The sequence below is a fragment of the Staphylococcus sp. HMSC055A09 genome, assembly GCF_001809655.1.
GTDB lineage: Bacteria > Bacillota > Bacilli > Staphylococcales > Staphylococcaceae > Staphylococcus > Staphylococcus capitis.
This window is the reverse complement of the sequence record NZ_KV798369.1, coordinates 886,263-908,942: the sequence shown is the minus strand read 5'-3', so window position 1 is coordinate 908,942 and position 22,680 is coordinate 886,263. Positions and strand designations below refer to the sequence as shown.

23 protein-coding genes are annotated in these 22,680 nt (G+C 33.5%); 22 read left to right on the top strand and 1 reads right to left on the bottom strand.

Features of this window, described 5'->3' with window-relative positions; translation table 11 throughout:
• Positions 1-1,021 (top strand): elastin-binding protein EbpS (ebpS, locus tag HMPREF2642_RS11890; RefSeq protein ID WP_256276646.1); only part of this gene is annotated, 1,021 nt, incomplete at its 5' end.
• Positions 1,022-1,211: 190 nt separating this feature from the next.
• Positions 1,212-2,198: a bacillithiol disulfide reductase YpdA gene (ypdA, locus tag HMPREF2642_RS09740; RefSeq protein ID WP_023350237.1), complete on the top strand. Its 987-nt coding sequence runs from the start codon at positions 1,212-1,214 to the stop codon at positions 2,196-2,198.
• Between the two features lie 56 nt (positions 2,199-2,254).
• Here the strand turns inward: ypdA and HMPREF2642_RS09735 are convergent, their stop codons facing one another.
• Positions 2,255-3,223: an asparaginase gene (locus HMPREF2642_RS09735; protein ID WP_049427652.1), complete on the bottom strand. Its 969-nt coding sequence runs from the start codon at positions 3,221-3,223 to the stop codon at positions 2,255-2,257.
• A 77-nt stretch (positions 3,224-3,300) separates the two neighbouring features.
• Between HMPREF2642_RS09735 and cmk the strand changes: the two genes are divergently transcribed.
• The 20 genes from cmk to HMPREF2642_RS09635 all read left to right on the top strand — a co-directional run bounded on the left by cmk (position 3,301) and on the right by HMPREF2642_RS09635 (position 22,673).
• Positions 3,301-3,960 (top strand): (d)CMP kinase, encoded by a 660-nt coding sequence (cmk, locus tag HMPREF2642_RS09730; protein WP_002433890.1) that lies wholly within the window; start codon positions 3,301-3,303, stop codon positions 3,958-3,960.
• Between the two features lie 406 nt (positions 3,961-4,366).
• Entirely contained in the window at positions 4,367-5,545 is a 1,179-nt protein-coding gene (gene rpsA, locus HMPREF2642_RS09725; RefSeq protein ID WP_070597821.1) for a 30S ribosomal protein S1, read from the top strand.
• A 213-nt stretch (positions 5,546-5,758) separates the two neighbouring features.
• The gene (gene der, locus HMPREF2642_RS09720) at positions 5,759-7,069 is read left to right on the top strand and encodes a ribosome biogenesis GTPase Der (RefSeq protein WP_002453287.1); all 1,311 of its coding nucleotides are present in this window, start codon (positions 5,759-5,761) and stop codon (positions 7,067-7,069) included.
• 20 nt (positions 7,070-7,089) lie between these two features.
• Positions 7,090-8,088: an NAD(P)H-dependent glycerol-3-phosphate dehydrogenase gene (locus HMPREF2642_RS09715; RefSeq protein ID WP_070597820.1), complete on the top strand. Its 999-nt coding sequence runs from the start codon at positions 7,090-7,092 to the stop codon at positions 8,086-8,088.
• Positions 8,089-8,258: 170 nt separating this feature from the next.
• Positions 8,259-8,531, top strand: coding sequence for an HU family DNA-binding protein (locus tag HMPREF2642_RS09710; protein ID WP_002433931.1), 273 nt, complete (start codon positions 8,259-8,261; stop codon positions 8,529-8,531).
• 558 nt (positions 8,532-9,089) lie between these two features.
• Entirely contained in the window at positions 9,090-9,662 is a 573-nt protein-coding gene (locus HMPREF2642_RS09705) for a heptaprenyl pyrophosphate synthase subunit A (RefSeq protein ID WP_049428702.1), read from the top strand.
• Between the two features lies 1 nt (position 9,663).
• Positions 9,664-10,389, top strand: coding sequence for a demethylmenaquinone methyltransferase (locus HMPREF2642_RS09700; RefSeq protein WP_002433785.1), 726 nt, complete (start codon positions 9,664-9,666; stop codon positions 10,387-10,389).
• Between the two features lies 1 nt (position 10,390).
• The gene (locus HMPREF2642_RS09695; protein WP_049428700.1) at positions 10,391-11,350 is read left to right on the top strand and encodes a polyprenyl synthetase family protein; all 960 of its coding nucleotides are present in this window, start codon (positions 10,391-10,393) and stop codon (positions 11,348-11,350) included.
• Positions 11,351-11,494: 144 nt separating this feature from the next.
• On the top strand, positions 11,495-11,944 hold the full coding sequence (ndk, locus tag HMPREF2642_RS09690) for a nucleoside-diphosphate kinase (protein ID WP_023350242.1): 450 nt from the start codon (positions 11,495-11,497) through the stop codon (positions 11,942-11,944).
• Between the two features lie 192 nt (positions 11,945-12,136).
• Positions 12,137-13,303, top strand: coding sequence for a chorismate synthase (gene aroC, locus HMPREF2642_RS09685; RefSeq protein ID WP_049428699.1), 1,167 nt, complete (start codon positions 12,137-12,139; stop codon positions 13,301-13,303).
• Positions 13,304-13,329: 26 nt separating this feature from the next.
• Entirely contained in the window at positions 13,330-14,394 is a 1,065-nt protein-coding gene (gene aroB, locus HMPREF2642_RS09680) for a 3-dehydroquinate synthase (RefSeq protein ID WP_049428697.1), read from the top strand.
• A gap of 9 nt (positions 14,395-14,403) precedes the next feature.
• Positions 14,404-15,705 carry a 3-phosphoshikimate 1-carboxyvinyltransferase gene (gene aroA, locus HMPREF2642_RS09675; protein WP_023350245.1) on the top strand — a complete coding sequence of 434 codons (1,302 nt, stop codon included), beginning with the start codon at positions 14,404-14,406 and terminating at the stop codon, positions 15,703-15,705.
• Positions 15,706-15,708: 3 nt separating this feature from the next.
• Entirely contained in the window at positions 15,709-16,953 is a 1,245-nt protein-coding gene (locus tag HMPREF2642_RS09670) for a tetratricopeptide repeat protein (RefSeq protein ID WP_049428696.1), read from the top strand.
• A 14-nt stretch (positions 16,954-16,967) separates the two neighbouring features.
• Positions 16,968-17,534, top strand: a complete 567-nt coding sequence (locus HMPREF2642_RS09665; RefSeq protein ID WP_037549175.1) for a YpiB family protein — start codon at positions 16,968-16,970, stop codon at positions 17,532-17,534.
• Positions 17,531-18,130, top strand: coding sequence for a DUF1405 domain-containing protein (locus HMPREF2642_RS09660; RefSeq protein WP_049307528.1), 600 nt, complete (start codon positions 17,531-17,533; stop codon positions 18,128-18,130). Before HMPREF2642_RS09665 ends, HMPREF2642_RS09660 begins: the two co-directional genes overlap by 4 nt.
• Positions 18,131-18,174: 44 nt before the next feature.
• The gene (locus HMPREF2642_RS09655; protein ID WP_070597819.1) at positions 18,175-18,870 is read left to right on the top strand and encodes a zinc metallopeptidase; all 696 of its coding nucleotides are present in this window, start codon (positions 18,175-18,177) and stop codon (positions 18,868-18,870) included.
• Positions 18,871-19,040: 170 nt separating this feature from the next.
• Positions 19,041-19,358 carry a nucleotide pyrophosphohydrolase gene (locus HMPREF2642_RS09650; protein WP_002453277.1) on the top strand — a complete coding sequence of 106 codons (318 nt, stop codon included), beginning with the start codon at positions 19,041-19,043 and terminating at the stop codon, positions 19,356-19,358.
• 22 nt (positions 19,359-19,380) lie between these two features.
• Positions 19,381-20,511: an N-acetyl-alpha-D-glucosaminyl L-malate synthase BshA gene (gene bshA / locus HMPREF2642_RS09645; RefSeq protein WP_023350248.1), complete on the top strand. Its 1,131-nt coding sequence runs from the start codon at positions 19,381-19,383 to the stop codon at positions 20,509-20,511.
• 1 nt (position 20,512) lies between these two features.
• On the top strand, positions 20,513-21,715 hold the full coding sequence (locus HMPREF2642_RS09640; protein WP_049428692.1) for a CCA tRNA nucleotidyltransferase: 1,203 nt from the start codon (positions 20,513-20,515) through the stop codon (positions 21,713-21,715).
• On the top strand, positions 21,702-22,673 hold the full coding sequence (locus tag HMPREF2642_RS09635; protein ID WP_049428691.1) for a biotin--[acetyl-CoA-carboxylase] ligase: 972 nt from the start codon (positions 21,702-21,704) through the stop codon (positions 22,671-22,673). Before HMPREF2642_RS09640 ends, HMPREF2642_RS09635 begins: the two co-directional genes overlap by 14 nt.
• Positions 22,674-22,680 lie beyond the last annotated feature (7 nt).

The window sequence follows — 22,680 nt, the reverse complement described above, 5'->3', positions numbered from 1 at the left end:
TAAGAAATCTGGTAAAGGTAAAAAAGCTGCTGGCGCTGCGGGTGCTGCCGGTGTTGCTAAACATCACCATGATGAGAAAAATAAAAATCATGAAGACAAACATGCTAGTCATGATCAACATCATGACACTAATGACAAACGCAATAACCAACATGACAAAGATTTCGATCATGAACGACGTAACAATGATAATAAAGATCATGATAAGAAATCTGGTAAAGGTAAAAAAGCTGCTGCTGTTGGAACTGGCGCTGCAGGTGCCGCTGGAGCTGCTGGATTAGCAAAACATGAACATGACAAACATAAAGATAATCGCAATCAACATGACCATGGGCGTAGAGACGATAGAAACAACAATAGAGACGACCGCAATTATGACCGTAGAAATGATAACCGTGACAATAAGAAAAAAGGTGGAATAATGAAGATATTATTACCACTGATTGCTGCAGTGCTTATACTTGGTGCAATTGCTATCTTTGGTGGAATGGCATTAAACAATCATAATAATAGTAAAAACGATGATAATAAAGTTTCTGACCAAAGTAAGAAAGATTCTGATAAAAAGGCAAATGATAAAGATAAAGCTTCTTCAGACAAAGACAAAGATAAAAATAAAGATGGCAATAAAGACAGCGACAAAGATAAAGCTTCTTCAAATAATAGCGCTTCAAATTCAGATGAAAATGGTAATAGTGCTAACGGTGGTGCTGCTGGTTCAGATCAAAATGCAAATAGCACAGATAATTCATCTAACCAAAACGGTACTGCTAACAACCAAAACCAAGGTACACAAAATAATCAACAAAATAATGGTAACTCTACACAAGGTAACAATAACAATCAACAAAATACCCAAGGTCAACAATCTCATACTGTAAACGGTAAAGAAAACCTATATCGTATCGCAATCCAGTATTACGGTGAGGGTACTCAGCAAAATGTTGATAAAATCAAACGTGCTAATGGTTTAAGTAGTAATGACATTCATAACGGTCAAACGTTAGTTATTCCTCAATAGAAACCATAAAGCACACTATAAAAAACGTTCTCTCGGCAATTGCCAAGAGAACGTTTTTTAATTTAACTTCATTCTTTTATATTTATATTCACATGAATATACTCAATTTTTTTTAATTTTATTCTTTTCATGCTTAGCTAAAATCATTAATAACTGATATAATAATTTGGTGATTAAAGGAGGGCAAATCATGCAAAGAGTTGAAAGCATTATAATTGGTGGTGGCCCATGCGGTTTAAGCGCTGCTATAGAGCAGAAGAAAAAAGGGATTGAAACTTTAGTAATAGAAAAAGGGAATGTTGTAGAATCAATTTACAATTATCCAACTCATCAAACTTTCTTTTCATCAAGTGATAAGTTGAGTATCGGAGATATTCCATTTATTGTCGAAGAAAGTAAACCGAGACGAAATCAAGCGCTCGTCTATTACAGAGAAGTTGTTAAACATCATCAATTAAACATACATCCATTTGAAGAAGTTTTAACAGTTAAAAAAATTGATAATAAGTTTACCATTACAACAACTAAAGATGTTTATGAATGCAAATTTTTAACTGTCGCGACAGGTTATTACGGCCAACATAATAAATTAGAGGTTGAGGGCGCTGAATTACCTAAAGTATTTCATTACTTTAAAGAAGCACACCCATACTTCAATCAAAATGTGGTAATTATTGGTGGTAAAAATTCTGCAGTAGACGCAGCTTTAGAGTTAGAAAAAGCTGGAGCAAATGTAACAGTCATTTATCGTGGTGAAAGATATCCAAAAGCGATTAAACCATGGATATTACCAAATTTTGAATCACTCGTTAACCATGAAAAAATAACTATGGAATTTAACGCTAATGTAACACAAATTACTGAAGATACAGTCACTTATGAAAAGGATGGACGTACAATTGAGATTCCAAATGATTACGTGTTCGCAATGATTGGTTACCATCCTGATTACAATTTCCTAGAATCTATTGGTATAGAAATCAATACTAATGAATATGGTACAGCACCTGTTTACAATCGTGAAACGTATGAAACAAACGTTGAAAATTGCTATATCGCAGGAGTCATTGCCGCAGGTAATGATGCTAATACTATCTTCATTGAAAATGGTAAATACCACGGTGGCATTATTACACAAAGTATACTTAGTAAAAAACAAACACCACTTGAGTCATAATAAAATAAACGAGTTGTATACCTTGACTTAGAGGCATACAACTCGTTTTTTATAAATTATTCTTCAAAATAATTTTTTAATTTTTGATGATTCATGTTTTGACTTAGACCAACTAATAATTTAAGTCTTGCTTTAGGTCCATTTAATCCATTTGAAAATATAACACCCTTTTCAAACAAATCAGCACCGCCACCTTCATAAGCATAGACAGGACTTACAATACCGTTAAACGATCTTGAAACAAGAACGATAGGGATGTAGTTATCAAGGATTTGCTTAAGTCCATGTAAACATGTAGTGGGTAAGTTACCTTGCCCGAGAGCTTCTACGACTATACCGTCGACACCTTGGTTCGCATAAAACTCTAAAAGGTCACTACCCATTCCCATATAAGACTTAATAAGAGGCACATACAATTGATGGTTTATCATCTTAAAAGAAGATTGACGATAGGGATGATGATGAAATTGTACTCTATCTTTTGTTAAAACCCCAAGAGGTCCATGGTTAGGGCTTTGAAATGTATTGATATTAGAAGTGTGGGTTTTGGTTACATTTCGAGCTGTATGTATTTCATCATTAAAGACCACCATTACGCCTTTTCCTGAGGCATCATTAGAAGAAGCAACTCTTATTGCAGAAATGAAATTATATAAACCGTCAGAACCAATTTCATTAGAGGATCTCATGGCTCCAGTAATAACAACAGGTTCTTCAATTTTAAGTAATAAGTCGAGTAGAAATGCTGTTTCTTCCAAAGTATCAGTTCCATGAGTAATAACATAACCATCATATTCACTTATTTCAACGCATTGAATAATTTTATGTTGAAGTTGAGTAACTTTTTCTATAGTCATGTGGGGAGAAGGAACATTAAATAAATGTGTCTCTTCCACTCGAGCGTATTGACCAATAATATCTTGATGTTTTGATATAGGATTATCATCATTGGTTACAACTTTATTTGAAGCATCTTGTGACATACTAATAGTGCCACCAGTATGTATAACAAGGAGTTTTTTCATTGTCTTTCCTCCTATTAATCTTTTACTTTTTTATGATAAAATAATATTTACAAAACAACAAGGAAGGTTAATGAATAATGAGTTCAATCAATATTGCATTAGACGGTCCAGCAGCTGCAGGAAAAAGCACCATTGCTAAGCAAGTTGCTAGCCGTTTAACTATGATATATGTTGATACAGGAGCAATGTATCGTGCCATAACATATAAATACTTACAAAATGGCAAACCAAGTAATTTTGACGAGTTAATTCAAAGTACTGAGTTAGAATTAACTTATGATAAAGAAAAAGGACAAAGAATTATTTTAGATGGGAAAGATGTGACTGATTATTTGAGAGAAAATGACGTCACTAATCATGTTTCTTACGTTGCTTCAAAAGAACCTGTTCGTTCATTTGCAGTACAAATTCAAAAAGATCTAGCAGCCAAAAAAGGGATTGTTATGGATGGAAGAGATATAGGTACGGTTGTATTGCCTAATGCTGAACTTAAAGTTTACATGATTGCTTCCGTTGAAGAGAGAGCAGAACGTCGTCAAAAGGAAAATGAATTACGTGGTATTGAATCTAATCTAGAGCAATTAAAACAAGAAATTGAAGATCGTGATAACTACGACATGAATAGAGAGATTTCACCATTAAAGAAAGCTGACGATGCAATCACATTAGATACAACTGGAAAGTCTATTGAAGTAGTAACTAACGAAATTTTATCTATGGTAGATCATCTTAAATAAGTATAATTTATTAAAGACTATAATTGATGTACCACTTGGTATATGATTATAGTCTTTTTATTAAGCATATCAGTTTAACTAAGTATTAATGTTCTATATAATTAACTTGGAAAATAAGATTTGCATCCGTGAATAGTTACAAACTATATTTTTTCAAATTTATAATTTAACATATCTTAATAAGTAGATATCATTGAAATAATATTAAGGAATTGATGGATGCATTTAAAAGATTTAAATCATAATCTAAGCCATAATATTAAATGAAGTGGTTGGCTTATGACTGACAGTCAACTTTCTTAAGTGATTAACTTGAATAAGAAAGTATATTTAAAGTAGAATTTCTTGACAATTCTGTCAGTTTATAAGATGTTATAATTATGTAGTGTATAAGGAGGCAAACAAGATGACTGAAGAATTCAATGAATCAATGATTAATGATATTAAAGAAGGTGACAAAGTCACTGGTGAGGTTCAACAAGTTGAAGATAAACAAGTTGTTGTGCACATCAACGGTGGTAAAGTTAATGGTATCATCCCAATCAGTCAACTTTCTACTCACCACATCGAAAATCCAAGTGAAGTAGTTAAAGTCGGCGATGAGGTTGAAGCTTACGTCACTAAAATTGAGTTTGATGAAGAAAACGACTCAGGCGCGTATATTTTATCTAAGAGACAGCTTGAAACTGAAAAATCATATGAATACTTACAAGAAAAACTTGATAATGATGAAGTGATTGAAGCTGAAGTTACTGAAGTAGTAAAAGGTGGATTAGTCGTAGATGTTGGTCAAAGAGGATTCGTACCAGCTTCACTAATTTCAACTGATTTCATTGAAGATTTCTCTGTATTTGATGGACAAACTATTCGCATTAAAGTGGAAGAGTTAGATCCTGAAAACAATAGAGTCATTTTAAGCCGTAAAGCTGTAGAACAAGCTGAAAATGATGTTAAAAAAGCATCATTATTAGATTCATTAAGCGAAGGTGACGTTATTGACGGTAAAGTAGCTCGCTTAACTAACTTTGGTGCTTTCATTGATATCGGTGGTGTAGATGGTTTAGTTCACGTTTCAGAACTATCACACGAACATGTTGAATCACCTGAACAAGTTGTATCTGTAGGTGACAATGTAAAAGTCAAAGTCAAATCAGTCGAAAAAGATTCTGAGCGTATCTCATTATCAATTAAAGACACTTTACCAACACCTTTCGAAAATATCAAAGGTAAATTCCACGAAGATGACGTTATTGAAGGTACAGTTGTACGTTTAGCTAACTTCGGTGCATTTGTAGAAATTGCACCTGCCGTACAAGGTTTAGTTCATATTTCTGAAATCGACCATAAACATATTGGTTCACCTAGTGAAAAATTAGAACCAGGTCAACAAGTTAACGTTAAAATCTTAGGAATAGATGAAGAAAATGAAAGAATTTCTTTATCAATTAAAGCTACATTACCTAAAGAAGATGTTATCGAAAGTGATGAATCTACAACACAATCTTATTTAGAAAATAATAATGATGAAGATAACCCAACTTTAGGGGATGTTTTCGGAGATAAATTTAAAGACCTTAAATTTTAATATAATCGATTAATTTTCTTGTATATTTTATATTATAAACTCCAATTAAGTCTTAGAACTTTAAGTAGTTCTTAGAACATTAATTGGAGTTTTATTTTTCTATGAAAATTGTAAAAAGCCCTTTATACATGACGATAAACATCTAATGAAGTTTTGAATAAGCGCATTCATGTGATAAAATTATAGAGATTAAGAAAGAGAGGAAGTTACCTTATGACTAAACCGATAGTTGCAATTGTAGGCAAACCTAATGTTGGTAAATCTACAATTTTTAATAGAGTAGTGGGCGAACGTGTATCGATTGTTGAAGATACCCCAGGCGTAACACGTGACCGTATCTATTCTTCTGGTGAATGGTTAACTCATGAATTTAATATCATTGATACGGGTGGTATTGAAATTGGGGATGCACCTTTCCAAACTCAAATACGTGCACAAGCAGAAATTGCTATCGATGAAGCGGATGTTATCATTTTCATGGTGAATGTAAGAGAAGGACTTACACAAAGTGATGAAATGGTTGCACAAATGTTATATAAATCTAAGAAACCTGTTGTATTAGCAGTAAATAAAGTAGATAATCCTGAAATGCGTAATGATATTTATGATTTCTATTCATTAGGTTTTGGGGATCCTTATCCAATATCTGGGTCACATGGCTTAGGACTTGGGGATTTACTTGATGCCGTAGTTGAGAACTTTGGCGAAGAAACCGAAGATCCTTATGATGAAGATACAATTAGACTTTCTATTATAGGTAGACCAAATGTTGGTAAATCTAGTCTAGTTAATGCAATTCTAGGGGAAGAGCGTGTTATCGTTTCAAATGTTGCAGGTACAACTAGAGATGCTGTGGATACTGAATATTCATATGAAGGACAGGATTATGTTCTTATTGATACTGCAGGTATGCGTAAAAAGGGGAAAGTCTATGAATCCACTGAAAAGTATTCAGTATTACGCGCTTTAAAAGCAATCGAACGTTCAAATGTCGTACTTGTCGTCATCGATGCTGAACAAGGTATTATTGAACAAGATAAACGTGTAGCTGGATATGCTCATGAAGAAGGTAAAGCAATTGTTATTGTTGTAAATAAATGGGACACCGTTGAAAAAGATAGCAAAACAATGAAAAAGTTCACTGAAGATGTTAGAAATGAATTTCAATTCTTGGATTATGCTCAAATTGCATTTGTATCAGCTAAAGAGAGCTTACGTTTAAGAACACTTTTCCCATACATAACTGAGGCAAGTGAAAATCATAAAAAACGTGTTCAAAGCTCAACACTTAATGAAGTCGTAACGGATGCAATTTCAATGAATCCAACACCAACAGACAAAGGGCGAAGATTAAATGTATTCTATACAACACAAGTTGCAATAGAACCACCTACCTTTGTAGTTTTTGTTAATGATGTAGAATTAATGCACTTCTCATATAAACGTTATCTAGAGAATCAAATTAGAAATGCGTTTGGTTTCGAAGGAACGCCAATCCATATTATTCCTAGAAAGAGAAATTAATTAAAAAAGGGGATTTAATTATGACAAAAATAACAGTTTTTGGCATGGGTAGTTTCGGTACTGCACTTGCTAATGTTTTAGCCCAAAATGGTCACGACGTATTAATGTGGGGAAAAAACAACGATAGTGTTAACGAATTAAATACGCACCATATGAATAAAAATTATTTAAAAGATGCTAAATTAGATGAAACGATTCAAGCAACAACTCATCTTGAAGAAGCAACACAACATGCAGATGTTTATCTAATGGCTCTACCTACGAAAGCAATGAGAGAAGTAGTTACTAATATTGATAAACTGCTTACTTCTAAAAAAACATTTATACACGTTGCTAAGGGAATTGAAAATGTACCATTTAAACGTGTGTCTGAAATGATAGATGATTCTATTTCATCAGAACACAATGCGGGTATTGGTGTTCTTTCAGGTCCAAGTCATGCAGAAGAAGTAGTTATTAAACAACCCACTACTGTAGCAGCATCTTCTAAGGATGAGAAAATCAGTGCTTTAATCCAAGATCTATTTATGAATGATTATTTACGTGTTTATACTAATAATGACTTGGTGGGTGTTGAACTTGGAGGCGCACTCAAAAATATTATAGCCGTTGCTAGCGGTATTGTAGCGGGTATGGGCTTCGGTGATAATGCTAAAGCTGCGCTAATGACGCGCGGTTTAGCAGAAATTAGTCGTCTAGGAGAAAAATTAGGTGCTGATCCAATGACTTTCTTAGGATTAGGAGGTATTGGTGATTTGATCGTGACATGTACCTCAACACATTCAAGAAACTATACGCTTGGCTTTAAATTAGGACAAGGTAAAACAATGGATGAAGCTTTACAAGAAATGAAAATGGTAGTTGAAGGTGTTTATACGACTAAATCTGTTTATCATTTAGCTAAAAAAGAACATGTAGATATGCCTATTACAAGTGCATTATATCGTGTACTATTTGAAGATGTACCTGTTAATGAGAGCGTTAAAGAGCTTATGGGTAGAGGTAAAAAAGCTGAATGACAAGTGTATAATTACACTTTTAGAAGGAATATTCAAAAAATTCATCATGAAACGCGTAAAATCAATGTTTCTAACGCATAAATCGTTGCGATGACAGTAATCAGTGTGTTAAAGTCAAAACATAATGATATTTAATATATCATTATAAAACCTCAGGAGGTGAATTCATAATGAATAAGACAGATTTAATCAATGCAGTTGCAGAACAAGCAGACTTAACTAAAAAAGAAGCTGGTTCAGCAGTTGACGCTGTATTCGAATCAATCCAAAAATCACTTGCTAAAGGTGAAAAAGTACAATTAATCGGTTTCGGTAACTTCGAAGTACGTGAACGTGCTGCTCGTAAAGGTCGTAACCCTCAAACAGGTAAAGAAATTGACATTCCTGCAAGTAAAGTACCAGCATTCAAAGCTGGTAAAGCATTAAAAGATGCTGTTAAATAATTTTACTTACAAAAAGCCCCACAGGGGCTTTTTTTATTTTTAGACCAACTTTAACAACTCTGTTGTTATTAGTTGGTTTTATGCATTAGTCAAAGACAAATGTAATCCTTTTACTTTTTTATAAATAAATAGGTGTTCTTATGCATTAGTCAAAGACTAAGGCATTCATTTTACAACTCTGTTGTTATTAGTTGGTTTTATGCATTAGTCGAAGACTAATGTAATCCTTTTACTTTTTTATAAATAAATAGGTGTTCTTATACATTAGTCAAAGACTAATGTATTCCTTATATTATTTAATAGTAGGTATTCTTTTTTACATACTTAATTTTCTTTTTAAATAAAATAAATTGACTAAATAGGGGGAGGATAATGAACCTAACAAAGGAATTAATTTTTTATTCTACCCCCAATTTTTTTACATATATAACATTAAGAGTAATATTTACATTAACACTTTTAAACAAATGGAGTTTTACTTAAAAGAACAACTCCTATAGATTTTAATTTCATACATATAATGTTAATATTATTATGATAATATCGTGAGGTGTGAACATGGAAACGACAATAAGCAAACTAAATAAACAAATAGAACAAAGGCTTAAAGGTATAAACGATTACGAATCAATTCATATTAATTCTTCTTTAGGAAATTTACTTGATTCATATTCTATTCCTGAAAAAGCTAAGCTTGCTTGCCTCACTATTGACACTTCAATGAGTCATCTAGATGATATTGCTAAGAATAACTTATCTAAAAATGGAATTTTAATTGGAGATTTGCTAAGTGCTCATTATTATACGTTATTAGCAGAAATTAATGATCTTTCTTACCAATTATCAATGAGTGAAGCTATTGTAAAAGTAAACGAATTAAAATCTTCACTTCATCAGCAAACATTGTCAGAATATGAGATAAATGAAGCTATCATTGATATTGAAGTACTTTTCCCTTATATTACGCTTGCTCATTTTGGAAAGAAAGTTGATAAGTACGCTTTATTCTATGAATTAACTAACAATGATGATGGCTATTATCCTTCATATTTAAATCAATATGATGAACAAGCAATCGACCAATATTTCAATACAATTAATCAAAGCTATATAAAAAGAAGAGGTAATTAACATGGGTGAAAATCAAGCAAAAAAAGAACAAGTACATACAGTATTCCAAAATATTTCTCAAAAATATGATCGATTAAATAATATTATTAGCTTTGAACAACACAAAGTTTGGAGAAAACACGTGATGAAACACATGCGTGTTAAAGAAGGTAGTCAAGCATTAGATGTTTGTTGTGGCACTGCTGATTGGACAATCGCATTAAGTAAAGCAGTCGGCAACAAGGGACATGTGACTGGATTAGATTTTAGCGAGAACATGCTAGAAGTTGGAAAAGAAAAAACATCTTCATTAAACAATGTGAAACTTGTTCATGGTGATGCTATGAACTTACCATTTGATGATAATACATTTGATTATGTGACAGTTGGATTTGGACTTAGAAATGTACCAGATTATCTTGTTGCATTACAAGAAATGCACCGTGTACTAAAACCAGGTGGTATGGTAGTATGCCTTGAAACAAGTCAACCTACTTTACCATTATTCAAACAAGTTTATAGCTTATACTTCAAGTTTGTAATGCCTATATTCGGTAAAATGTTCGCTAAGTCTAAAGAAGAGTATGAATGGTTACAGCAATCAACATTTAATTTTCCTGATAAGCAAACGTTAAAACGTTTATTCTTTGAAGCAGGATTTAATGATATAACAGTACGTAGCTTTACAGGTGGCGTTGCTGCAATGCACCTTGGCTATAAAGAAAAAGATTCTACCAAAGGTGATTAACGTGGCAAAGTTAAACATTAATAATGAAATAAAAAAAGTTGAAGAACGTTTGGAACGTGCGATTCAAAGTACGGATCAAACTCTAGAAGAGGCTTCTTTCCACTTATTATCTTCAGGTGGTAAAAGAGTACGTCCTGTTTTTGTAATTTTAAGCAGTCAGTTTGGCACAAGTGAAGGTACTTCAGAAGATACCTATCGTGTGGCTGTAGCACTAGAACTCATTCATATGGCTACACTCGTCCATGATGATGTTATTGATAAGAGTGACAAGCGTCGAGGACGTCCCACAATTTCTAAAAAATGGGATCAAACCACTGCTATATTAACAGGAAACTTCCTACTTGCATTAGGTCTTCAACATCTATCTGAGATTAAAGATGCTCGCGTTCACTCTATTATTTCTAACTCTATTGTAGACGTATGTAGGGGAGAGTTATTTCAATTTCAAGATCAATTTAATAGCGAACAAAATATTACAAATTATTTGCGTCGTATTAATCGTAAAACTGCTTTACTGATTCAATTAGCTACTGAAGTAGGTGCAATTACTTCTGGTGCTTCTAAAAAAACTATACGCAAATTGAAACTTATTGGTCATTATATTGGAATGAGTTTCCAAATCATTGATGATGTTTTGGATTTCACAAGCTCAGAAAAGAAATTGGGCAAACCTGTAGGTAGCGATTTGATGAACGGTCATATTACTTTGCCAGTACTTTTAGAAATGAGAAAGAATAAGGATTTCAAACAAAAAATCACTAACTTAAATGCTCAAAGTCCTCAATCTGATTTCGATACATGTATTCAAACTATTCGAAAATCCGATAACATTGAAGAATCTAAAGCAATAAGTGAGAAGTATTTAAATAAAGCAATTGCTTTAATTGAGGAATTAGAAGAGGGACCTAATAAAAATTTATTTAAAAAACTCATTAAAAAAATGGGCAGTAGAAATAAGTAAGTTCTGCGAAAAGTATTGAAAGCGCTTCACTATCCTGTTACTATGAAATGGTGGCAGGATAAAAGCTTATCTTGTTCGATAGGAAATAAACCTATACATATTTCGGTAAATGAATGAAACACAACTTACGGGGGGACACGCAAAGTGGAACGTACATTTTTAATGATCAAACCAGATGCAGTACAAAGAAATTTAATTGGAGAAATTATTTCAAGAATTGAAAACAAAGGGTTAAAACTTGTTGGTGGTAAATTGATGCAAGTACCTACTGAATTAGCTGAGAAGCATTACAGCGAACATGAAGGTAAACCTTTCTATGAAAAATTAATTTCATTTATAACTTCAGCTCCTGTTTTTGCGATGGTTGTAGAAGGTGAAGATGCTGTCGCAGTATCTCGTCACATTATCGGTAGTACTAATCCTTCTGAAGCCGCACCTGGTACGATTAGAGGCGATCTTGGTTTAACAGTTGGAAGAAACATTATTCATGGTTCTGACTCTGTAGAATCAGCGCAACGTGAAATTAGTTTATGGTTTAATAGCAATGAAATTGCTGATTATACATCACCAAGAGAAGACTGGTTATACGAATAAAAAATATAAATAAATGAATTTCATTTTATCCACTAAGAACCGATTTAGCGAAAGTTAAATCGGTTCTCTCTATTTTCACCAATGAAGTTACATGACGCTAAAGTTCAAGACTTATGTTGTGTGTATGAATATGATAATATATTAAACATATTACAATTTAATGCATTAAAGAAGAGAAAGGAGTGTGCGCTCATGAGATACCTCACTTCAGGTGAATCACATGGTCCACAACTTACAGTCATCATTGAAGGTGTACCAGCTAATTTAGAAATTAAAGCTGAAGATATTAATAAGGAAATGTTTAAACGTCAAGGCGGATATGGTCGAGGACGTCGTATGCAAATCGAGAAGGATGCAATTGAAATTGTTTCTGGAGTAAGAAATGGTTATACGCTTGGGAGTCCAATTACTTTAGTCGTGACTAACGATGACTTTACGCATTGGAGAAAAATTATGGGCGTAGCACCAATAAGCGATGAAGAAAGAGAAAACATGAAGCGTACCATTACAAAACCTAGACCTGGACATGCTGATTTGGTTGGAGGAATGAAATATAATCATCGTGATTTAAGAAATGTATTAGAGCGTTCATCTGCTAGAGAAACCGCAGCACGCGTCGCTGTAGGGGCTGTCTCTAAAATACTCTTAGAACAACTAGATATTCATATGTACAGTCGTGTGGTTGAAATAGGTGGCGTTAAAGATGAAGGCCTTTATGATACTGAAACTTTCAAAGCCAATATTGACAAAAACGATGTACGTGTAATTAATGAAGATATCGCACAACAAATGCGTGATAAAATTGATGAAGCAAAAAAAGAAGGCGACTCAATTGGTGGTGTAGTTCAAGTTATGGCAGAGAATATGCCTGTTGGCGTAGGGAGTTATGTTCACTACGATCGTAAATTAGATGGTCGCATCGCGCAAGGCGTTGTAAGTATTAATGCTTTTAAAGGTGTTAGTTTTGGCGAAGGATTTAAAGCCGCTGAAAAACAAGGTAGTGAGATTCAAGATGAAATTCATTACGATAGCGATAGTGGTTATTATAGAGCTACGAATCACCTTGGAGGATTTGAGGGTGGTATGAGTAATGGGATGCCAATCATTGTAAATGGAGTAATGAAACCTATTCCAACACTCTATAAACCTTTAAACTCAGTAGATATCAATACTAAAGAGGACTTCAAAGCGACGATTGAACGTTCTGATAGTTGCGCGGTTCCTGCTGCAAGTGTGGTATGTGAACATGTTGTAGCTTTTGAATTGGCAAAAGCATTACTGGAAGAATTCCAATCTAATCACATCGATCAATTAAAATCACAAATCGAAGAACGTCGTCAGTTAAACATTGAATTTTAAATACACCATCCTTAAGAGGTGATAAGATGAAACTTGAAACAACTTATGAAAATAACAACTATCCAATTATTGTGGAGCACGATGCAATTGAATACTTGGATTCTTTTACCAAAGATTATGACAAAGTATTCTTCATTATTGACGCTAATGTGTATCACCAATTTTCAGAGAAAATAGATACCTTAACTAAAAAGCATCATGCGCAGAAAATTATCATTCCTGCTGGCGAACAAACTAAAACATTTGCCCAATACAATCAAACAATGGAGTCATTATTAAGTCATCAATTAACACGACAAACATGTATTATCGCTTTAGGTGGAGGGGCAACAGGTGATTTCGCCGGTTTCATTGCTGCAACTCTATTAAGAGGTGTAGGATTTATCCAAGTTCCTACTACGATTCTCGCACATGATTCAAGTGTTGGCGGAAAAGTAGGTATTAATTCAAAGCATGGTAAAAATCTTATCGGTGTCTTTTATCGACCTAAAGCTGTCATCTATGATTTAAATTTCTTAGAAACGCTACCTTATACTGAAGTTTTGAGTGGTTATGCTGAGGTCTATAAACATGCATTATTGAATGGTAAGGAAGCTACGCAAAATATAGAGGCGCATTTTAGTTCTGATAAACAGTTAAAATCTTTAAATCAACTAGACTATTACTTATTTAAAGGCATAGAAACGAAATTGCACATCGTTGTTGAAGACGAAAAAGAAAAAGGTATGAGAAAATTTCTTAACTTAGGTCACACTTTTGGTCATGCTGTGGAATATGAACATAAAATACCACATGGTCATGCAGTAATGATAGGCATTCTCTATCAATTTATTGTAGCTAATGAAATGTTGCATACCGAATATGATATTCAACATTTCATTAATTATCTCCAATGTTTAAATTATCCTTTAGAAATTATCCCTAAGCTTAGTTTTGAAGACACATATCAATTTATGTTACTTGATAAGAAAAATAACAGTGAAGGTATTCAAATGGTCTTACTTCAAGATTGGGGTAGTCCTATTGTACTTCATGTTGATAAAACGAGACATCTTAAAGCATTTAATCAATTACAGTCATATTTTAGGTAGGTGATAAACATGACTAATAGTGAAGTTATCGACATCAATGGCCCTTTAAAGGGTGAAATAGAAGTTCCCGGAGACAAGTCCATGACACACCGAGCAATCATGCTTGCATCTCTAGCGACAGGTCAAACTACAATTTATAAGCCTTTACTTGGAGAAGATTGTCGCCGTACTATGGAAATATTTGAGTTATTAGGTGTTAAAATAACTGAACATGAAGAGACAATCATTATTGACTCACCTGGTTATCAACAATTTAAGACACCACACCAAGTGTTGTATACGGGGAATTCTGGAACAACAACACGTTTATTGGCGGGACTACTTAGTGGTTTAGGAATTGAAAGCGTACTATCTGGTGATGTTTCTATTGGTAAAAGACCTATGGATCGTGTCCTAAAACCATTGTTACAAATGAATGCTCATATTTCAGGTATTGAAGGAAATTATACCCCTTTAATTATTAAGCCATCTATTATTAAAGGTATAGAATATCAAATGGAGGTTGCTAGTGCTCAAGTAAAAAGTGCAATTTTATTTGCGAGTATCTTTTCAGAGGAAGCAACAACCGTCACTGAAATTGATGTGAGTAGAAATCATACAGAGACAATGTTTGAACATTTTAATATTCCAATAGAGATTGAGGGTAAGACGATTCGAACTTCACCTCATGCAATTCAACACATCAAAGCACAGGATTTCCATGTGCCTGGAGATATTTCGTCAGCAGCGTTCTTTATTGTAGCCGCGCTAATTACACCTGGAAGCGATATTACAATTCATAATGTTGGCATTAACCCGACACGTTCAGGTATCATAGACATCGTTGAACTTATGGGGGGTAATATTGAATTAAACAACGTGACTCACGACGCTGAACCTACAGCTTCTATTCGAGTTAAATACACCCCAACTTTAAAGCCAATTACTATTGAAGGTGATATAGTACCTAAAGCGATTGACGAACTTCCTGTAGTCGCATTATTATGCACTCAAGCTTCAGGTACTTGTATTATCAAAGATGCAGAAGAATTAAAGGTAAAAGAAACGAATCGAATAGATACAACTGCTGATATGCTCAATATGCTAGGTTTCAGCCTACAACCAACAAACGATGGATTGATTATACATCCTTCTGAATTTAAAGCGAATGCAACAGTAGATAGTCAAACGGATCATCGTATAGGTATGATGTTAGCTGTAGCTTCGTTACTAAGTTCTGAACCTTTAACAATAGAGCAATTTGACGCAGTTAATGTATCTTTCCCAGGTTTCTTACCAAAATTAAAGCTTTTAGAAAATGAGGGAAAATAAATTATGGAAGATATCTATAAATTAATAGACGATATCAATCTACAAAAATTAGAGAATTTAGACTCTCGTGTAAACGAAGCATTAAGTTCAAATAACGATGACGCGTTATTTATCTTAGGCGAAACATTATATAATTTCGGTTTAACACCTCAAGGTTTAGAAGTGTTTAGAACGTTATATCATAAATATCCTGATGAAAGTGAATTACTTATTTACTTTATTGAAGGATTAATGTCTGAGAATCAAACTGATGAAGCATTAGAATATTTAGCTGAAGTTGAAACATCAACTGAAAAGTTAATGCTAGAAGCTGATTTATATCAACAAATTAATATGTTGGAAGTTGCCATTGATAAGCTTCAAGAAGCGTTAGAAATTGAACCTAACGACCCAATTATACATTTCGCTTTAGCTGAATTACTATACTTTGATGGACAATATTTACGCGCTACAACTGAGTATGAGACAGTACTAGAGACAGGCGAATACCAAGTGAATGGCGTTAATTTATTTTCAAGAATGGCCGACTGTAGTTTACAAAGTGGTAACTATACCGATTCTATTGGGTTATTTGATGAAATTAGTGAAGATGAAATGAACTCTGAGGATTATTTCAAGAAGGCTATTGCTTATGAAAAGAACGATTTAACGCAAGAAGCGATAAAAATCATGAAGACATTATTGTCTAAAGATCCTGACTTTATTCAAGGTTATTTCTACTTACAATCATTATATGAAAATGAAAAGAACTACCCAGATGCGATTGAAACTGGTAAAGAAGGGCTTAGACTAAGTCAGTTCTACAAAGAGCTTATGGTGTCTACAGGTAGCTTAGAAATAGAGCATGGCGATGCGAATGAAGGTGTTGAATTATTAAAACAAGCACTTGAAGTCGACAATGCCTATCATGAACCATTGCTAATATTAAGTGATTTATACCGAAATGAAGAAGATTATGAAGCAATTATTCAACTTCTTACCTTTGTAGATGAGGAAGACTTAGACCCTGTGTTTATGTGGCATTTAGCATATGCTTATGGTCATGAAGAACGCGATAAAGAAGCTCAACATTTCTTCGAATTAGCATACCCGACTTTAAATACACAGTCTGAATTTTTAAGCGATTATTATTTCTATCTATTAGAAATTGGACATAAAGACAAAGCAAAATCAATTTTAGATAAATTATTAGAAATTGACCCTAGTAATGAAACTTGGCATGATGAAGCTACGAGAATCCAATCTTAAGTGGGTGAATACTAATGAATGAATCGCTCATACGAATGAAGCAAAGCTTTTTGGAATATTTACTATTTCAATACCGTTTCAAATCACGCATTACCGTTTGGGTACTTAATTACTTAAAAGCAAATCATGACAAACTGAACCTTGTTCATTTCGTAAGTGGAAAAATTAAACAACATCATACTTTAGAAATTGCAGAAGTAAACGCACATGCTTCTGCAATTCAATTTACTAAAGACGATCAAACATACATTAACACGAACGAAATCTTTGAATATATCGCTAATAATACAATTCGTCTAGATATTCAAATACATTTTGCGGATAATCATAAGTATGAACCTCGCTACGACGATTTAATCTTGGCACAATTGATTCATTCACCAAGTTACTCCGCATACGTACAAGATTTATATGCGATTTCAATGAATCAAAGAAAGCAATCTTCTTTGATTGAAAATTTACAAGAAAATATTGATTTGAGTTTACAAATGAATGAACCAGAAAGATTTTATCAACTTACACAAATTTTAAATGCATTGAAAATGAAAGACGTTGATGCTATACACGAGGAAGAACAATGAGTGACTATAAATGGATATGGGAAATGACACTTTATAGGAAATGGGTGCTTATTTTCTTAATTATATGTAATGTGGCAGGAACGATTTACGGCTATGATTGGTATAGTGGACAACTATATATTACTCCACGTTATTTTAAACCATTTGTACCTGATAGCCCCACAGCATCACTTTTTCTAAGCTTATCTATCATGCTCATGTTGTTTAACAAACGTTCCGCAATTTTAAATGCTCTAGCCTTTGTAACTTTAATTAAGTATGGCGTGTGGGCAGTTATCATGAATATTCTTATGTTTGTTGAGCAGGGTGAAGTGACAATTAACGGTATTATGTTAATTGTATCCCACGGTATTATGGCCGTTGAAGCTATCTATTTTTATCCACGCTTTAAAGTAACAATGACTGGGTTCTTAGTCGCTTTAATATGGGTATTGATTAATGACATAATCGATTATGGTTTCGGTCAATTTCCTTATTATGACTTTATTGCTTCACATACATTTCAAATCGGAGTATTATCAGTATGTCTGAGTATAAGCGCCTTAATTTTATACTTAGTTTTACAACGTTTTATGAAAGTTAAAACATTTGATTAAACACTATTTTGTCAGTAAAATAATACTAGAGGAGAGTGAGTTTAATGTCTTTAATATCTATGATTATATATTTCATAATATTAATGGTCATCCCTATGTGGGCTCAACATAAAGTTAAATCTAATTATGAAAAGTATTCACAAGTGAGATCCACTAGTGGTAAAACAGGTAGAGAAGTTGCTGAAGAAATACTACATGCAAATGGTATTTACGATGTTGATGTCGTTAAAGGTGACGGATTCTTAACAGACCACTATGACCCTAGTAAAAAAGTTGTTTGTTTATCTCCTGCAAACTACGATAGACCTTCAGTTGCTGGTACAGCAATTGCAGCCCATGAAGTTGGGCACGCAATTCAACACCAACAAGGTTATGCACCATTAAGATTTAGAAGTGCACTTGTACCACTTGCTAATATCGGTAGTTCTTTAAGTTACATGGTTATCATGTTAGGTATCGTGTTAACTGCTTTCGGAAGTGCATTTGGTTCAACTGCATTATGGATTGGTGCTGGATTAATGTCACTTGCAGTATTATTCTCAATCGTGACATTACCTGTTGAGTTTAATGCTAGTTCAAGAGCAATGAAGCAAATCACTGCTTTAAATATCGTAAATGAGAAAGAATACAAACACGCTAAGAAAGTGTTATCTGCAGCAGCAATGACTTATGTTGCTTCAACAGCAGTAGCATTAGCTGAACTTGCACGTATCATTTTACTTGCAAGATCAAGCGAATAATTAAATAAATACTTTTTATAAACCTGGTTAAGATTACATGTAGATGTAATACTTACCAGGTTTTTTATTTTCAACATAAATCTACAGTTTCTATTATTGCACTTGAAATGCATCAACTAACAAATTGTAATATACTATATGAGAAACGCATTAAAGGAGAATACCATAAAATGAAATCGATGGAACAAATGCAAAAAGAAGTTGACGAATATATTGGTCAATTCAAAGCAGGCTACTTCTCACCACTAGCAAATCTCGCTAGAATGACTGAAGAAGTAGGAGAGTTAGCAAGAGAAATTAATCATCATTATGGTGAAAAGAAGAAAAAAGATTCTGAAGCTGACAATACCATCAAAGCTGAATTAGGAGATAACTTATTTGTATTATTATGTATCGCTAATTCACTAGATATAGATATGACTGAAAGTTTTAATGAAACGATGGAGAAATTTAATACACGAGATAAAGATCGTTTCGAAAGAAAATAATATATAGAAAGGATGGGCACAGATGAAAATCGGTATTACTTGTTACCCGTCCATGGGCGGCTCTGGAATCATTGCAACAGAGCTTGGTATAAAGATGGCTGAACGCGGACACGACGTTCATTTTATTACCTCGAATATTCCTTTTAGAATACGTAAACCTTTACCGAATATTACTTTCCATCAAGTTGAAGTGAATCAATATGCAGTATTTCAATATCCGCCATATGATATCACATTAAGTACTAAAATATCTGACGTCATTAAAGAATACGATTTAGACGTTTTACATATGCATTACGCCGTACCACACGCGGTTTGTGGCATTTTAGCAAAGCAAATGTCCGGCAAAGATGTAAAGATCATGACTACACTTCACGGCACAGATATTACAGTGCTTGGTTATGATCATTCGCTTAAGAATGCTATTAAATTTGGTATCGAACAGAGTGACATTGTTACCAGTGTGAGTCATTCTCTTGCACAACAAACATATGAAATTATTGATACAAATAAAGAAATTGTACCTATTTATAATTTTGTTCGTGAAAATGAATTCCCAACACGACATAATGAAGAGTTAAAGGATTGCTACGGCATATTACCTGAAGAGAAGGTACTCATTCATGTATCAAACTTCCGAAGAGTAAAACGTATTGATACAATCATTGAAACATTCGCCAAAGTACATGAACGAATTCCTAGTAAACTAATATTACTTGGAGACGGTCCAGAATTACTAGATATGCGCCAAAAAGCTCGCGAACTCAATGTAGAAGAGCATGTACTATTTTTAGGTAAACAAAATGATGTAAGTGCATTTTATCAACTATCAGATCTCGTGCTACTTTTAAGTGAAAAAGAAAGTTTTGGTTTAACTTTATTAGAGGCAATGAAGACGGGTGTATTACCAATTGGTACAAATGCTGGAGGTATCAAAGAGGTAATTAAGCATGAAGAGACGGGCTTTATAGTAAATATTGGTGACAGTGAACAAGCAGCGCAATATGCGATTCAGCTCTTAGAAAATCCCAATTTATATAAACAAATGCAATCAAAAATGCTTGAAGATATTCGTGATCGCTTTGCTTCAGAATTGATTACTGATCAGTATGAACATTATTATAAAAAAATGTTAGAACAAGGTGAAAATTAAGATGAGTAACGAGTTATTTGAACGTGCCAAACCAATATTAGATCATATTCAGCATCATGGATTTGAAGCATACTTCGTTGGGGGTTCAGTTCGTGATTATCTCATGGGACGAGACATCCATGATATTGATATTACTACCAGTGCAACGCCTAATGAAATTGAAGATATTTTTGAGAAGACCATTCCAATAGGTAAGGAACATGGTACTATCAATGTCGTTTATCATCATGAAAATTATGAAGTAACAACATTTCGTGCTGAAGAAGATTATGTGGATCATCGTAGACCGAGCGAAGTGCACTTCGTACGTGATTTATACCAAGACGTACAACGTCGAGATTTCACTGTAAATGCCATTGCAATGGATTCTAATTATAAAACCTATGATTATTTTGAGGGTGAACGCGATTTAAAAGAACGGCTGATTCGTACAGTAGGTGAACCTCGTGAACGATTTGAAGAGGATGCGTTACGTATCATTCGAGGACTACGTTTTCAAGCTCAACTCGATTTTAAGATTGTAGACAATACATTTGATGCGATGCGCAAGCAGATTGCTGATATTCAATACCTATCTATAGAACGCATTGTTGTTGAACTAAAGAAACTCATTAAGGGTATCAATGTTGCTCAAAGTTTTAATCAAATGAAGGAGATAGATGCCTTTAAGCACATTCCATTCTTTAATTCATTTAATATGCAACGCGTTCATATCGATGAACCATTAGAATTTGAAATGTGGATTGCTATCATGCTAGCTCAGCAACCGATGACTGATACACTTAAATTACTAAAGATAAGCAATAACGAAAAATCTAATATTCACACCTTAGCGAATTTAATTAAAACATTACCACAGGTACAATCTAAGCAGGATTTAATTATTGTGATTTATGATAATGACATAAAAAATATTAAAAATGTATTAGCTACTAAGGAAACAATCAAGAAAAACAATCTTAACACACCTAATCCTTTAATCTTAAATGAACGTTCTATTGAAGAAGTTTATAACCAGCTACCTATCCATCATCGAAAGGAAATGGCTATCAATGGTAGTGATATTATCCAACACCTTAATACGAAATCAGGACCGTGGTTAAAAGATGTGTTAAGACAAATAGAAGTGGCAATTATCACACAACAAATTAAGAATACTAAAGTTGAAATACTAGAATGGGTGGATGCGAATGTCAAAGTATAGTCAAGACGTAGTAAGAATGTTATATGAGAATCAACCAAATTACATCTCAGGGCAATTTATAGCTGATCAACTTAATATATCACGAGCAGGCGTTAAAAAAATTATCGATCAATTAAAAAACGATGGTTGTGACATCGAATCCGTCAATCATAAAGGTCATCAGCTCAATGCACTCCCCGATCAATGGTACAGTGGCATTGTTCAACCCATCGTAAAAGATTTTGATTCAATTGATCAGATAGAAGTTTATAACTCAGTTGATTCAACACAAACTAAAGCTAAAAAAGCATTAGTAGGCAACAAATCATCATTTTTAATTTTAAGTGATGAACAAACAGAAGGACGAGGACGCTTTAATCGCAATTGGAGTTCATCTAAGGGTAAAGGTCTGTGGATGTCTCTAGTATTAAGACCAAATGTTCCATTTGCAATGATTCCCAAATACAATTTATTTATCGCATTGGGAATTAGGGATGCCATTCAACAATTCTCTAATGATCGTGTAGCAATTAAATGGCCTAATGATATTTACATTGGGAAAAAGAAAATTTGTGGTTTTTTAACTGAAATGGTAGCTAATTATGATGCTATAGAAGCAATTATATGTGGTATAGGTATTAATATGAATCATGTTGAGGACGACTTTAATGATGAAATACGTCAGATTGCAACAAGTATGAGGTTGCATGCTGATGATAAAATAAATCGTTATGATTTTCTAAAAATACTACTCTATGAGATTAATAAACGTTATAAACAATTCTTAGAGCAACCATTTGAGACGATTCGAGAAGAATATATTGCAGCAACAAATATGTGGAATCGTCAATTAAGATTTACCGAGAATGGTCACCAATTTATAGGTGAGGCATTTGATATCGACCAAGATGGTTTCTTACTTGTGAAAGATGACGAAGGGAATTTACATCGACTAATGAGTGCAGATATAGATTTATAAACACTGA